The sequence below is a fragment of the Rhizobium sp. BE258 genome, assembly GCF_031457345.1.
Classification (GTDB): Bacteria; Pseudomonadota; Alphaproteobacteria; order Rhizobiales; family Rhizobiaceae; genus Rhizobium.
In genome coordinates this window covers 350165-364830 of record NZ_JAVDWL010000003.1, presented here as the reverse complement: position 1 = coordinate 364830, position 14666 = coordinate 350165, and the positions used below count along the sequence as shown (strand labels likewise).

General features: G+C 60.3%; 11 protein-coding genes and 1 pseudogene. 5 read left to right on the top strand and 7 right to left on the bottom strand.

What is annotated here, in order from left to right; genetic code table 11:
- The 4 genes from J2X43_RS12270 to J2X43_RS12255 form a co-directional block, all read right to left on the bottom strand.
- Complete coding sequence (locus tag J2X43_RS12270) at nt 1-240, bottom strand: hypothetical protein (protein ID WP_310294285.1); 240 nt, start codon at nt 238-240, stop codon at nt 1-3.
- 51 nt (nt 241-291) lie between these two features.
- Nucleotides 292-999: a TIGR02117 family protein gene (locus tag J2X43_RS12265; RefSeq protein WP_310294283.1), complete on the bottom strand. Its 708-nt coding sequence runs from the start codon at nt 997-999 to the stop codon at nt 292-294.
- A gap of 69 nt (nt 1000-1068) precedes the next feature.
- Nucleotides 1069-3258 carry an anthranilate synthase gene (locus J2X43_RS12260; RefSeq protein ID WP_310294281.1) on the bottom strand — a complete coding sequence of 730 codons (2190 nt, stop codon included), beginning with the start codon at nt 3256-3258 and terminating at the stop codon, nt 1069-1071.
- 256 nt (nt 3259-3514) lie between these two features.
- Nucleotides 3515-5629: a TonB-dependent receptor domain-containing protein gene (locus J2X43_RS12255; protein ID WP_310294279.1), complete on the bottom strand. Its 2115-nt coding sequence runs from the start codon at nt 5627-5629 to the stop codon at nt 3515-3517.
- A 277-nt stretch (nt 5630-5906) separates the two neighbouring features.
- Here J2X43_RS12255 and J2X43_RS12250 point away from each other — a divergent pair, with 277 nt between their 5' ends.
- On the top strand, nt 5907-6839 hold the full coding sequence (locus tag J2X43_RS12250; protein WP_405049587.1) for an extensin family protein: 933 nt from the start codon (nt 5907-5909) through the stop codon (nt 6837-6839).
- Nucleotides 6840-6918: 79 nt separating this feature from the next.
- Here J2X43_RS12250 and J2X43_RS12245 read toward each other — a convergent pair whose 3' ends face one another.
- The gene (locus tag J2X43_RS12245; RefSeq protein ID WP_310294278.1) at nt 6919-8595 is read right to left on the bottom strand and encodes a formate--tetrahydrofolate ligase; all 1677 of its coding nucleotides are present in this window, start codon (nt 8593-8595) and stop codon (nt 6919-6921) included.
- Nucleotides 8596-8795: 200 nt separating this feature from the next.
- On the opposite strand from J2X43_RS12245, the gene J2X43_RS12240 reads away from it, so the two are divergent.
- Nucleotides 8796-9329, top strand: coding sequence for a TIGR00645 family protein (locus J2X43_RS12240; protein ID WP_112444202.1), 534 nt, complete (start codon nt 8796-8798; stop codon nt 9327-9329).
- Between the two features lie 11 nt (nt 9330-9340).
- Here J2X43_RS12240 and J2X43_RS12235 read toward each other — a convergent pair.
- Nucleotides 9341-10297, bottom strand: a pseudogene (locus J2X43_RS12235) (hypothetical protein); the annotation flags it as partial.
- Nucleotides 10298-10679: 382 nt separating this feature from the next.
- Here J2X43_RS12235 and J2X43_RS12230 point away from each other — a divergent pair.
- Nucleotides 10680-11405: a LuxR C-terminal-related transcriptional regulator gene (locus J2X43_RS12230; protein WP_112386198.1), complete on the top strand. Its 726-nt coding sequence runs from the start codon at nt 10680-10682 to the stop codon at nt 11403-11405.
- A gap of 43 nt (nt 11406-11448) precedes the next feature.
- Nucleotides 11449-11892, top strand: a complete 444-nt coding sequence (locus J2X43_RS12225) for a PAS domain-containing protein (protein WP_112516092.1) — start codon at nt 11449-11451, stop codon at nt 11890-11892.
- A gap of 10 nt (nt 11893-11902) precedes the next feature.
- Here J2X43_RS12225 and J2X43_RS12220 read toward each other — a convergent pair whose 3' ends face one another.
- Nucleotides 11903-13048: a DUF2333 family protein gene (locus tag J2X43_RS12220; protein WP_112515696.1), complete on the bottom strand. Its 1146-nt coding sequence runs from the start codon at nt 13046-13048 to the stop codon at nt 11903-11905.
- A gap of 209 nt (nt 13049-13257) precedes the next feature.
- Between J2X43_RS12220 and J2X43_RS12215 the strand changes: the two genes are divergently transcribed.
- Nucleotides 13258-14664 carry an adenylate/guanylate cyclase domain-containing protein gene (locus J2X43_RS12215; RefSeq protein ID WP_112515694.1) on the top strand — a complete coding sequence of 469 codons (1407 nt, stop codon included), beginning with the start codon at nt 13258-13260 and terminating at the stop codon, nt 14662-14664.
- The last annotated feature ends 2 nt before the right edge of the window (nt 14665-14666 follow it).

Below are 14666 nucleotides of genomic sequence, written 5' to 3'. Positions count from 1 at the left end.
TTAGGCCGGATTGAGATCGGCGATCTCGCCATGGCGAATGAGCAGCCGCGGCGACGACATATCGCCGGTCTCGTCATCGACCATAACCGCATAGGCGGCAACGCCGATAAACCGCGCCGCCATCGAGGTCGCGATCTTTTCCGCACTCATGGCATTCGATGCTTGCCGCATCTCGCCCGGCACCAGGTTGCCCCGGTTCTTGCGGTACGGGAGGATGATAAACTTCTCAGCATTGGCCACGACGATATCCTTATTCATCGTTCCTGAAATGTTCTGATTTGGAATGGGAAGTCAACCAGTTACTTCCTCTCCTGGGCGAAAGGCCCCGGGAGGGTTGTGAAGCCGGAGCGAAATACGCAGCAGCCACGGCAGCGGCGTCCACAGGCCGGTCGCAATCCCGGCTTCGCGCAAGCCGGCAGCGGTCCACGTATTGCAGCCGACAAGCGCGTTGAAACGGCCCTGCCCCTCGAAGAAGGCGTCGCCCTGACCATAGGAAAAACCCAGCGGCACAGGCTTTTCATCGCCATCCGTGAAACTCGACGCGATATAGTCCGACAGCCGCGCGAAACCTGCGGCGGACACGTCGACCGGCGTCACATCGGGATGATCGAGCGGAATATCTCCCGCCAGTTGCACGTGCATGACGGCGCTATCCAGCGTCAGGCTCTTGAACACCGGGATCGGCTTCAGATCGGCCCAGGTCGGCGTTTCGGTATAGAAAGCGCGCCCTCCCCAGCCGAAGATGATGTAGCGCACATCAGGATTGCCGAGATCGAGACCGGCATCGGCGAGAAAGCTGAACCGCTTGAGAATATCGGGCGTGGCAGGGATCGCGAAATCCGTGTGAATGGGATTGCTGAGAACGAGAATGCGGTCGGTGGCACTCGTCGTTTCTGGCGGCGGCGCACGCCAGGGCCTTGGAATCACCGTTCCGGCAACGACGGCCATGGCGGCCAGCACGACAATGATCGCCAATCCCTTGAGCAGCTTCACGAGCATGCGATCTTCCGCACGAGAGATGGAAAATGATCGGCCACCGGATGGCGGTGGCCGATCGGTATCCTTGGCTCAGGCAGCCTTGGTCTTCGCCTTCCGCGCCAGATGCGCCACGACATTCTCGATCATCCGCATCCCGGCATCGCCGCCGAGCGTCATGATCGATTCCGGGTGGAACTGCACCGCCGCGATCGGCTCCTTGGTGTGCTCGATGCCCATGATCGTGCCGTCCTCGCTTTCCGCCGTGATCATGAATTCACGCGGCAGGGTCGAGGGATCGGCGAAGATCGAGTGGTAGCGGCCGACGGTGACTTCCTTGCCGAGGCCGGAGAAGACCAGGCCGGGCTCCAGCACGCGGACGCGCGACGGCTTGCCGTGCATCGGCAGCGCCAGATGGCGAAGCTCGCCGCCATAGGCCTCGGCGAGCGCCTGCAGGCCGAGGCAGACGCCGAAGATCGGCAGGTTGCGGGCGCGCGCCTTCTTGATCGTCGCCTTGCAATCGAAATCCTTCGGATTGCCCGGTCCCGGCGACAGCACGACGAGGTCCGGGTCGAGCCGGTCGAAGATCTCATCGGGCACCGGCGTGCGCACGGTCGAGACCGTGGCGCCGGTCTGGCGGAAATAGTTCGCCAGCGTGTGGACGAAGCTGTCTTCGTGGTCGATCAAGAGGATATTGACGCCCTTGCCGACGGCAGCGACGTCGCGGCTGACCTTGCCGGAATTGCCGGCCTTGGCATCGCGAATGGCGGAAAGCATGGCGGAGGCCTTCAGTTCGGTTTCGGCTTCTTCTTCCTCGGGGATGGAATCGTTGAGCAGCGTTGCCCCTGCCCTGACTTCGGCGATCCCGTCCTTGATGCGCACGGTGCGCAGCGTCAGCCCCGTGTTCATGTCGCCATTGAAGCCGACCATGCCGATCGCACCGCCATACCAGGCGCGCGGGCTCTTTTCATGGCTTTCGATGAAGCGCATCGCCCAGAGTTTTGGCGCACCTGTCACCGTGACCGCCCAGGCGTGGCTGAGGAAGCCGTCGAAGGCATCCATGTCATCCCGCAGGCGGCCCTCGATGTGATCGACCGTGTGGATCAGACGCGAATACATCTCGATCTGGCGGCGGCCAATGACCTTGACCGAGCCCGGCTCGCAGACGCGGCTCTTGTCGTTGCGGTCGACATCCGAGCACATCGTCAGCTCGGACTCGTCCTTCTTGGAATTCAGGAGCTTCAGGATCTGCTCGCTGTCGGCGATCGGATCGTCACCGCGCTTGATGGTACCCGAGATCGGGCAGGTCTCAATCCGGCGGCCGGAAACGCGCACGAACATCTCGGGCGACGCACCGACCAGATATTCCTGATTTCCGAGATTGATGAAGAAGGAGTAAGGCGACGGATTGATCGCCTTCAGCCGCTTGGAAATGTCTGATGGCTTGCTCTCGCAGCGCTCCATGAACTTCTGGCCGGGAACGACTTCGAACAGATCGCCGCGGCGGAAGCTTTCCTTCGCCTTGGTCACCAGTTCGGCATATTCGCCATGGCGATGATCGCTCTTCGGCGGAATGGCATCGGTGCGCACGAAAGGCTCCGGCGCGATATCGCCGGCCTTGCCCTCGGTAGTCAGGCCGCCCTTGGCGAAGTCGTAGCGGTCGACCCAGGCCTTGGCCGAGTAATTATCGACGACGAGGATCTCGTCCGGCAGATAGAGCACCATGTCGCGCTGGTCATCGGCACGCTTCAGCTTCAGGTCGATCGCATCGAACTGGAAGGCCAGATCGTAGCCGAAGGCGCCGTAAAGCCCGAGGCTGGCATCGGCCTGCGAATAGAAGAGATCGGTGACGGCGCGCAGCACCGTAAACACCGTCGGCATCTTCGAGCGCTCTTCTTCGGTAAACACCCGGTCGGGCAGCTTCACCTTGAGATCGAGCCGGCGGGCGGTGGCGGCGCCAAGCTCCAGCTCGCGCACGGCCTTCAGGCGCTCGGTGACGAAACCGAGCAGCACTTCGCCGCGCTCGTTATAGGCTTCGATCCAGACATCGCGGCCGAAGGAGGAAATGCCGAGCGGCGGATCGACGACGGCCGTATCCCAGCGCGTGTAACGGCCTGGATATTCGTAGTTCGACGAGAACACCGCGCCGCGCCGCTCATCGAGCTTGTCGACATAAGAGACCACGGCATCCGCATAGGGAATGGGCCGCCGCTGCCGGGTGACGGTGATGCCGCCCTTGGTCTCGTAGATTTCCGCACCATCGTCCCGAAGGATCGTAACCATAGTTCCACTCCGTTATCGGTGCCCGGACGACAGGCGGCCAGAAAACAAAAAAGCCGCCTCGAAGTTTCGGGCGGCTCACTCGTCGTCTGAAGACACGATTGGTCGAGGCCGCCTCAGCGAGCCCACCACCAAACTGCAATGTTCTTAGACGTGTTCATGGGCGAAATTGTTAGCGTGAGATGAGGGAGAGCGCAAGAGGCGAATATGGAATGAAAAAGGGCGGCCCGAAGGCCGCCCTTGTCGTTGAATCCGTCGATCAGAACTTGGCTTTTGCCGTCAGCATGAACGTACGGCCGCGGCCGGTATCGATCGTGCTGCCTGCGATTGTGCTCGACGCTGGCGTATAAGCCTTGTCGAAGACATTGGTGACGCTGGCGGTGACTTCGAAGCCCTGGTCGAACTTGTAGTTGGCGAACAGGTCGACAAGGCCGTAACCCGGCTTGTAGGGGCTGGCGCCCGCTGCGACGTTGACATCACCGATGTTCGCACGGCTCGCGGCATAGAAGCGCGTACCGACCGTCAGGCGCTGATCTTCGAGGAAACGTGCTCCAAGCGTCGCCGTGAAGATGTCGTCAGGCAGGTAGGACTGGACGCCAAAACCGTTGATCTGCGACGGCAGGTCGGTGTCTGTGTGGGTATAGGACAAATCGCCGAAGACGAAACCGGCATCGTAGCCAGCCTGAATCTCGATACCTTGAACCGTCGAAGTACCGGGATTGTTGGTGAAAAATACACCGCCCGTCGGCGTAAACGCGGCCGTTATGTAATTATCGACACGATCATAGAAGTAGTTCGCTTTGAACCGGAAGCTGTCACCGGAATCAAACAGACCATCGACCTTGACGTTTGCCCCGATTTCCCAGCCTTTCGAGACTTCCGGCTCTAGGAACGGATTTGGGAAGAAGGACATCCGGCCGCCAGGATGCGTACCGCCAACAAATGTCTCGTTGATCGTCGGCGAACGCATCGTTTCGGCATAGGTCACATAGGGCTGGAGCCAATCGGTGGCGTTGACTGCCAGCGTCACACTCGGATCAAGCCGGCCATCGGAGCGATCGACCGAGTACGGTCCTGCAGGCAGCCCAGCAGGATTACCTGCGGTAACGGCCCCGGAGCCGCTGAGATCGAAATGGTCGTAACGCAGACCGAGCGTCAAATCCGTGATGCCGTACGTAAACGTCGTGCTGTTGAAAACACCGAGCGTGCCATTCTTGCCGTCGCCGTTCACTCCACCCTGCGGCTGCGCCGTGCTGTTCATGACATCATAAGTGTCGTGGAAATATTCGACACCATAGTTCGATGAGACCGAGACATCGCCGAGATCGAATTTCGAGGTGTTCGAGACGTCGAAACCGATACCGGTATCGGTGATCTCGCGTCCGGCCGCAGTTCCTCCGCCAGTCGCGTTTGTATCATACGTCATCTTCAAACGGTTGTAATAGAAACCGGTCTTGAAATCGATGAGATCGTTGTCGCCGGGCTTGTATTCGTAGGTCGCGCTGAAGGTCTTGTTCTTCAGATTCTGGTAGTAGGAGTTGGCAAAGAAGTCGTTGTCATAGGTCAATCCGCCGATGCGGATGGTGTTTTCGGCGTTCGGCGTGATTTCCGCCTTGAGCAGGCCCGAGATTAGATCCTCTTCGGTAAACGGAACCTCGACGCCATCGCCGTTGTCGAAATTCTTGGGATCGCTCTTGCTGATGCCGCCGACGACGGCAAACACATCATTGAACCGGTAGGCACCGACTGCGGATTCAGACCAGCCCATGCCGTTATCGCCGGTGGTCGCCGAAACGATGCCGCCATAGCTCTTGTCGCCCTGGATAAGATCGTCGACATTGTAGGTCTGGAAATTGACGGAACCGGCAAGCGCACCGCCGCCAACACCGTTGACTGCCCCGCGCGTGATATCGATGCCTGCAAGGAATGCCGGGTCGACATAGGTCAGGCCCTGCGCTTCATGACCGGTGAAGCGGAAGTTCTGCCGAACGCCGTCGATCATCATGTTGACACGGCCAGAACCTTCAAAGCCGCGGATGTTGACGGCAACGCCAGGATTCTGCGGATTGTTGGCAGTCGACGTGCCTGGAACGCCACGCAGCAGATCGTCCGTTTCCTGCCCCGATTGCAGGTCGATCTGGTCCGCTGTCACTGTGCTGGAAGGACCGGCCTTGTCGTAGGGGTCATTCGCTGCCTTGCGATCCCCCTTGACGACGATGGGAGAAAGGAACGTTTCTCCGTCCTTCGCCTGCTTATCGTCCGACTGCTGCCCTGCCGGGGCCGCCGCGCTCTGCGCAAGGCCGATCGACGAATGAGAAATTAGAGCAAGCGCCGTGCAAGCAAGCAGCAGCGAACGCGAATTGCGGACAACCATAAAACCAACCCTCTATATGATGAAGTACCGGGCTGGCTGGTCGGTTCGCGGGCGCGATCGAGGGGCTGGCTAGGCGTTTTCAGATTGAGGCGGCCTCAAAAACCGCCTTCTTTTTGCCGCAATAAAAAACATGACTATTTATGTCAATATATCATCGGCGGTTATCTTGATAATAATCATCATGTTTTAACGATCCACACAAACGTTGCGAAATTGCAACGAAACCAGCCCGTTTGCGTTGTCCCTCCTGCCGCTAACAGCAACGTGGGATGGGCATGTGAAAATCGCTTCCGCAATTGCCGCCATGAGCCTCACCGTCTTCATGCTCTCGGGCGCCACCCTGCCCCGTAACGGGCCGGTACCTGAACAGAAGCCTGAAACAGCCGAACCGGCAGCGCCGCAAGACCAGGCTCCGCCGGTGCAGACAGCACCCGTTCCCCAGCCCAAACCCGAAGAAGCAAAGCCAGAACAGCCGAAATCCGACGACGGCAAGCAGGCGCCTGCCGCGCCAGGCAAACCTGAAGATACCACCCCGGAAACGGCCAAACCCGATGCGTCGCAACCTGCCGATCAGAAAGCGGAGGATGCCAGGCCCGAAACGCCGAAGGCCGAGACGCTGGAAGAACAGCACCTGACGATCGAGCCAGAGAGCGAAGCCGACCATGCTGATTGCATCAAGGAGCTGCAGAGCCTCGGCGTCGTCTTCAAGGAGATCCCCCGGATCGATGACGGCAACGGCTGCGGCATCGACAAGCCGATCGTCCTGTCGGAAGCGCTGCCCGGCATCAAGGTGAAACCCGAAGCGACGCTGCGCTGCTCGACGGCGCGGGCGCTCGCTCACTGGATGAAGGAAAGCGTCATCCCGGCCGCCGCCGTTGCCGCCAAGGATCAGGGCAAGATCACCACCATCAACCAGGCTTCCGCCTATATCTGCCGACTGCGCAACAGCGCCGAAACCGGCAAGATCTCCGAACACGCCCGCGGCAACGCCATCGATGTCGCAAGCTTCAGCTTCGAGAAGGGCGAGGACATCGCCGTCAAGCCGCGCCGCGAGGATTCAACGCTGACCGGCGCCTTCCAGCGCACGGTCAGCGCCTCCGGCTGCCTCTATTTCTCGACGGTGCTCGATCCGGAAAGCGACGCGGCGCACGAGACGCATTTCCATCTCGATGTTCTCGAGCGCAAGGGCGGATACCGGTATTGTCACTGAATGTTCAGCCCACTCAACGCATTAGCCTCACCAAGTGAATCGGAAACTGAATCACCTGATTCAGTTTCCGAACCAGTCCTCAGAATAACCCCTCAATATACCCCTGATCATTCAGGAAGATACGCTCCGCCGACGGCGACTTCGGCAGGCCCGGCATGGTCATGATCTCGCCGGTGATGACAACGACGAAGCCGGCGCCGGCGGAGAGGCGCACTTCGCGCACCGGCACGATATGGCCTTCCGGCGCGCCGCGCAGGTTGGGATCGGTCGAGAATGAGTATTGCGTCTTCGCCATGCAGACCGGCAGCTTGCCGTAGCCTTGCTCTTCCCAGGCGATGAGCTGATCACGCACCGCCTTGTCGGCGGTCACTTCGCCGGCGTGGTAGATCTTCGAGGCGACGATCTCAATCTTTTCCAGCAATGGCAGGTCGTCGCCATAAAGCGGCTGGAACTTTGCCTGACCGGAATCGGCAAGTTCGACGACCTTGTGGGCAAGCTCCTCGATCCCGGCGGAACCCTCGGCCCAGTGGCGGCAGAGGATGGCTTCGCCGCCGAGACGCGCCACATATTCCTTCACAGCGGCGATTTCGGCATCAGTATCCGAGACGAAATGGTTAATGGCAACCACGACAGGCACGCCGAACTTGCGGACGTTCGAGACATGCCGTCCGAGATTGGCGCAGCCCTTGACGAGGGCGGCGACATTCTCTGCGCCGAGGTCTTCCTTCTTCACGCCGCCATTCATCTTTAGCGCCCGGACGGTAGCGACGATAACCGCAGCATCCGGCTTCAGCCCGGCCTTGCGGCATTTGATATCGAAGAACTTCTCAGCGCCGAGATCGGCACCGAAGCCTGCTTCCGTGACGACGTAGTCGCCAAGCTTCAGCGCTGTCTTCGTCGCCGTCACCGAGTTGCAGCCATGGGCGATATTGGCGAAGGGGCCGCCGTGGACGAAGGCCGGATTGTTTTCCAGCGTCTGCACCAGGTTTGGCTGCATTGCATCCTTGAGCAGCACCGCCATCGCACCATCCGCCTTCAGGTCGCGGGCATAGACGGGCGTCTTGTCGCGGCGGTAGGCAACAATAATGTTGCCAAGGCGCTTTTCCAGGTCCTTGAGGTCGGAGGCCAGGCAGAGGATCGCCATCACCTCCGAGGCGACGGTGATGTCGAATCCGCCCTCGCGCGGAAAGCCGTTGGCAACGCCGCCGAGTGAGCTCACCATGCCCCGCAGCGCCCGGTCGTTCATGTCCATCACGCGGCGCCAGGTGATGCGGCGAATGTCGATATCGAGCTCGTTGCCCCAGTAGATATGGTTGTCGATCATCGCCGCCAGCAGATTATGCGCCGAGGTGATCGCGTGGAAATCGCCGGTGAAATGCAGGTTGATGTCTTCCATCGGCACCACCTGCGCATAACCGCCGCCGGCCGCTCCGCCCTTGACGCCGAAGCACGGACCGAGCGAGGCCTCGCGGATGCAGACGATTGCCTTCTTGCCGATGCGGTTCAGCCCGTCACCGAGGCCGACCGTCGTCGTCGTCTTCCCCTCGCCCGCTGGCGTGGGGTTGATCGCTGTGACCAGGATCAGCTTGCCGTCCTTCTTCTCCGCCTGCGCAGCGATGAAACTGGCGCTGATCTTCGCCTTGTCGTGGCCATAGGGCACCAGATCCTGCTCCGGAATGCCAAGCTTGGCGCCGATCTCGAAGATCGGCTTCTTCTTGGCCGCGCGGGCGATTTCGATGTCGGATTTGATAGCCACGGGTCGTCCTCGGAGTTTGTGTTATTGTCCGACCATGCCGCCATCGCCGCGTCGGAAACAAGACCCCGCATGCCGCTTTTCACGCCGTTCCACGACAAACCGCGCCATCGGCCGGGGTGAAATCCGCCGCCAAGGCTTGCTGCAACTTGCATGGATGGGCTATGCCCCTCTATCGTTTCAGCGTGCGGGGGCACCTAAAGATGAAATCACTTGAGCTGCTCGTCGAGCGCATCATCCTGTCGAGCCGCTGGCTGCTCGTCGTGTTCTATCTCGGTCTCGTGGCGGCCCTTGCCGTCTATGCGATCTCCTTCGGCTACAAATTCCTGAAGGTCGCAAGCGCCGTCTTCACACTTGGCGAAGACGAGATGATCCTCGCCATGCTTGGTCTCATCGATGCCGCGCTGGTCGCCAGCCTGATCGTCATGGTGATGATCTCGGGCTACGAGAATTTCGTCAGCCGCTTCGACGAGGCGGACGGCGAAAAGGAGCACGAAGTGTCCTTCCTCGGCAAGCTCGATTCCGGCAGCCTGAAGATCAAGGTCGCTTCGTCGATCGTGGCGATCTCGTCGATCCACCTGTTGCAGGTGTTTCTCAATGTCGATCAGTATGAAGACGGCAAGATTATGTGGCTGACGCTGATCCACATCGCCTTCGTCGTCTCCGCGCTCATGCTCGGCTTCCTGGAAAAGCTGATGAGCTCGACCAAGAAGAACGATCTGAAGGACAAGGACTAACCGCCGGAAGCAGCCGGCGCCGATGCCGGCTGGACATCCGCGGGCGCTCCAGTCGTCGCCGGCGGCTCGCCGTGCCGGTGGCAGCGGGCGCCCGCCGGATCGTCCGCCTGGCAGAGCCGGATGCCTGGGCTCTCGTTCGAGGCAAGCATGTCGGTGATCAGCCCCAGCTTCAAAGCCTCCGAAGTCGGCAGAAGCCGCAGCGTCTGCGGCGTCGCACTCATCATCAGTGCGATGATATCCTGGCTGACGCCCATTTCCTTCAGATAGGCGGAGAGCGCAGCCTCGGCCTTCTTCCCGAGCTTGGTCGATTTCGTCTCGCCCTCGCTCCTGCGGCCGATCTCGGTGCGCGAAATCTCCTCTTTCCGGCCGTTCACCATCCGGTATTCGATGCGGTAGGACACCCGGATCCTGTCATAGATAGTGGTGATCTGATGGACGCCGATATAGGCCCATTGCGACGCAACCCGCGACATCCCGCCGGCAAGTGCGATCGGACAGGCCGAAAGACAATAGGCGCCGCCTGAATACGTGAGGCCGGCAGCCGTGCCGTCCTTGGCGATCGCCGCCTTGCATCGCATGTCGGCGATCGGACAATCCTTGAGCCGGGTGCCGCCGACTGCCGTTTCCAGACCATTCTTGCGGATCATCCGGCCCATCGCATAGGCGGCATCCACCTCCCCGCCTTCCGACCGGAAGACGACTGGCAGCTTGCGCCCGTTCAGCTGCTTCAGAATTTTCTTCAGCCGCAGCGGTGTGTCGCGCGTGATCCGGCCTTCTGCCGATACCCACTCGGCGCAATCCGCCAGGCAATCGGCGCTGCGGACGAGGATGAAACTCATGGAAGGAGGCTGGTTCCGCTTGGGTTTGGCAGCCCACGCATCGGAACCGGAGACAGGAGGCAATTGGAAGCAGAAAATCAGCGAAAGAATGACGAAATATTTGGCGGCGAGAATGGTGGCACAGCGCACGAGCGGTCGTCCCGTTTGGATCGCCTGACGCTAGCAATAGCGACCCGAAGCAGCAAGCGCCACAGCCGCACGTTATGCTAAAGTGAAACCGTATTCATCGCTTCAGAGGCAGCCTTTTAGGAATTTAAGTCTACCGTCGACCAACTTCTGAGGTGATTCTTCTCCTCCCGGCGCGGGAGAAATCCACAGCTTCGTAGTAATGGAAGAAGTAAAATAGCCGCGATCACTACCTGCATAATACATTATGCAACCAATGAGTGCGTATGTGTGATTAATTTTTAACACTATAAATTAATCAGCATGGCCGATGCGAATTGTGGCTAGCATCCCGTGGAGTTTTACGTATGTGTTAGCGGTAACATTCGAGTGATCGGGGCGCATAATGTCATACATGACTACCTCTGAACGGCAATCGCTGCTGACAGGAGAGCTGGCTGCTGCCCGCACGCGTGTATTGTTCGTTCACGCACTGCACAGGGTGGCCGGCGCATTCGGCCTGTCGCAGACGACGCTCCTGCACACACCGTCGGCCGAAGATCTGCTGTTGAAGTCGCTGATCATCGAAAGCTCGCTGCCCGCCTCCTATATCCGCGAATTCGACCGGGCGCATATGCTGCGCAGCTGTCCCTTCACGGCAAAGCTTCGTGAATCAGCCGTTCCGCAGCACTGGAATCTGGCGGAAACGCTGCAAGGACTCAACTTCCCGGCAGAGCTGCGTAACCTGATGATGCATTACGCCATGCCGACGGGCATCACCTTCCCGATCAACGCACTCGATGGAAACCGGCTGGTCTTCTGGTTTGGCGGCGAGCGTGCGCCCTTCGCCCAGAACGAAGTCAACGAGCTGGCGATGATCATGCTGCATGCGCTCGACGCCTATAATACCGTGCGCCGCAACGAGGACAGCGCCTACAATGCCCTGTCGGCCCGCGAGCTTGAGGTCGTGCGCTGGACGGCGCAGGGCAAGACCTCGGTCGAGATCGGCCAGATCCTGGCGCTCTCCGACCATACCGTGAACGCCTACATGACCAATGCGATCAAAAAACTCGATTGCGTGAACAGAACGCAGTTGGTAGCTAAGGCCATACGCTTGAAGCTGATCAGCTGAGAAATCAGAAGAGAATCAGTGCGCAAACCTCATGGGAGGGAACGTGCCTCTTCGATTTGAACAGCCCGCCAACGGCAAAGAAAAGCAGACGCGCGACCATATCGGCATCTCTGATCTTGAGATCGTCCAGATGGTTGCAGCCTACCGAAATTTCGGATTCTGGCGCATCGAGGTGGAATCGGGACATTTCTTCGCCAGCGAAGATGTCTTCGCGATTTTCTGCATGACCTTCACCTCTGGCCCCGCCAATCTGGTCGAGCTCCTCTCGCGCATTCATCCCGAGGACCGGGTTCTGATCACCGAAACCTTCGAGCAGGCGAGCCTGCACAAGACGGGTTTCCACTTTTCCTATCGCGTCGATAACGGGCTTGGCGGCTACAAGACGGTCCGCTCCGTCGGAAAATTCCGCAACAACGAGATCGTCGGCATTACCTACGAATTCGTCGAGCAGCTCCGCGTCGTCGGCTTCGAGGATAACGGCGCCTGAGCCGGCCGCATCAGCGGCCGAGCACCGCGCGCATCTCGACGATATTCGAGCGCACCCTCAGCATATAGAAGCCCATCGTCGCCAGGTGGCTCGGCATGATCCAGCCGTCTTCGCGTCCATTGGAAATGATCGCCGGCTGGATGCGCAGCGCCGCCTGGAACTGCTTGGTGGTGCCGCTGAACAGCGCCCCGAGATTGCGCTCGGCTACCACCTGCGAAAAGTCGGATCGGGCAGCCGTCAGGATCGCGTAATAGCCATACAGCTGGCCATAGGCGAACCAGAAGCGGTCGTCCGCCCGGGTGTCGAACCAGCCGAAATTGTGGTTCTCCGAACGCTCCGCCAGAATGTCGGATGTGCCGCCGAGATCGTTGGCGATGCGATCGATGAACTGCAGCAGGTTGTCGGCGCGGCCGTCGAACACGGCATTGCAGTTCGCAAGATCGGTGTTGAACTTCCGCAGGCTCTCGATCGCCGAGCGGTAGTAGCTCGGCGTCGGCGTCTTCGGGCCAAACGGGTTCATGCCGAAATACCAGCTGTACTCGTCATATTGAAGATTGCCGCGGGCGCTCTGCAGGTCGCCGTTGATCCCTGAAGTACCGCGAACGCGCCCCAGCGTATCGACGAGTTCGGCCGACGTGCGGCGAACCGCCTGATTGATGCCGCGCTGGAAGGAGGCTTTGTTGTCGAGGAACGGCGTGTGATCCCAGTCGACGCCGAAGAAGCCCATGCGATAGAGCAGCATGGAGGAGATCCAGGCATTCTGGTTGACGTTGGAATCGATCAGATCGGCGGTGACATCGACGATCGCAGAACGCTGGCAGGTCTTGGCTGGCGCCGGCGACGCCGCAGCAGCGGCACCTGTATCGGCAGCCGGAATTTCCTGGCCGGCGGCGACCTTACGCTCCGAGAAGCGGTACTGATCGACGAAATTCGGATTGAAGCCCGACCAGACCTGCGTTTGCCAGAAGAAATAGCCGTAGAGCACTGCAAACAGCGCGACGACGGCGATGACAGGTAAACGGATCATCCAGCTGCGCCGCTGATACCAGCCATGTGCGGCCATGAACGGCCAGAGGATGCCGGCAGCCAGAACGCCGAACCAGCGGCCGATGGCGCTTCCGATAGACCTGAAGAAACCGGTAATCCGGTCGAGCATTGCTATCTCCCCTTGCGCAGAATTTCCTCATCCACATAAGTGCTTGCCGAAGCGAGCACAACAAGAGCACGAGATTTTTGCCGCGCGCACCGAAGCGCCACCCTGTGGGCGGCGGCTCCGGCGGCTCGGATTTCTATGAGCAAATCCTCATGGTACAATGCTGCGCTTGGCGCCGTCCGCCGTGGGCTCGCCTGCCGGGAGGTTGTGTGATGAGCGAAGTCGACGTGCTGTTCGCCACCCTGAGGCATGCGGCCGGCCAGCAGACAGCCGACTGCATCGAGAATGCGGTCAGGAACGGCTCGGATCGAGATCTCAACCGCATCAACGCGCTCGCCTTCGCCAAGGCGCATGATCTCGACGAGGAGAAGACGATCGCGGGCTTTCTGCATGCGGCCCGGATCGGCGCCTTCGAAATGACCTGGAATGTGCTCTGCCCCGGCTGCGGCGGTGTCCTCGACACCGGCACCACGCTAAAGGCCGTCGATCGCGACAGCTATCATTGCGCGCTCTGCGCCGCCGGTTACGAGCCGACCCTCGACGAGATGGTCGAGGTCACCTTCACCGTCAGTCCACGCGTGCGCAGAATCGCCGCCCACGAGCCCGACCGGCTGCCGGCGCTCGAATATTATCGCCAAGTGTTCTTCAGCACCGGCGTCGACCTTCCCGATGATCTCGAAGACCGGTTCGGTCGCATCCTCCTGGAGATGATTGAGCTGGATCCCGGTGAAAAGGCCTTCGTCTCGGTGCAGCTGCCACCGCAATTCATCATCATCTTCGATGCCGTGACGCATTCGGCGCAGTTCATCGACGTCCAGGGCGAGCCAACTGGCGAGCGCCAGAACCTGTCGATGGTCATCAGCCGCAGCCATACGCCGAACGAGACCGAGACCCTGCGCCCCGGTCTGCTGCGGCTGACGCTCGAAAACCACACCGACCGCCGCGTGCTGCCGAATGTCTGCATCGCCGGCGACGACCTGCACGATATCCTCGGCCGCAGGCGGCCATTCCTGACCGCCAAGCGTCTGCTGACCAACCAGAGTTTCAGGGATATCTACCGGACCGATACGCTCGACGTCGACCAGCGCCTGAGGATCACCAGCCTGACATTCCTGTTCACCGACCTCAGGGGTTCTACGGCGCTTTACGAGCGTGTCGGCGATCTCGCCGCCTTCGATCTGGTGCGCGCTCATTTCCGGGTGCTGCACGAAATCGTTGCCACCGAAGCGGGCGCGGTCGTCAAGACCATCGGCGACGCAGTAATGGCGACCTTCCCGAGCCCCGACCGCGCCGTCACAGCAGCCCTGCGAATGCGCGAAGCGATGCTCCGCCTGAATACCGAACGCGGTAGCGAAGATCTGCTGCTCAAGATCGGCATCCACGAAGGCCCCTGCCTCGCCGTCAGCCTCAACGACCGGCAGGATTACTTCGGCCAGACCGTCAACATCGCCTCTCGCGTGCAGAACCTTGCCGATCCTCACGTGATCCTAACGACTGAAGCAATTGTCGGAAACGAACGGGTCTGTGAAATCCTGCGCGACAGCGGCATCACCTCGGTCTCCCGCATGGAGGAGCTGCACGGCATTTCCAGAGAGGTGAAGATTTTCGCGCTGCCGTAACC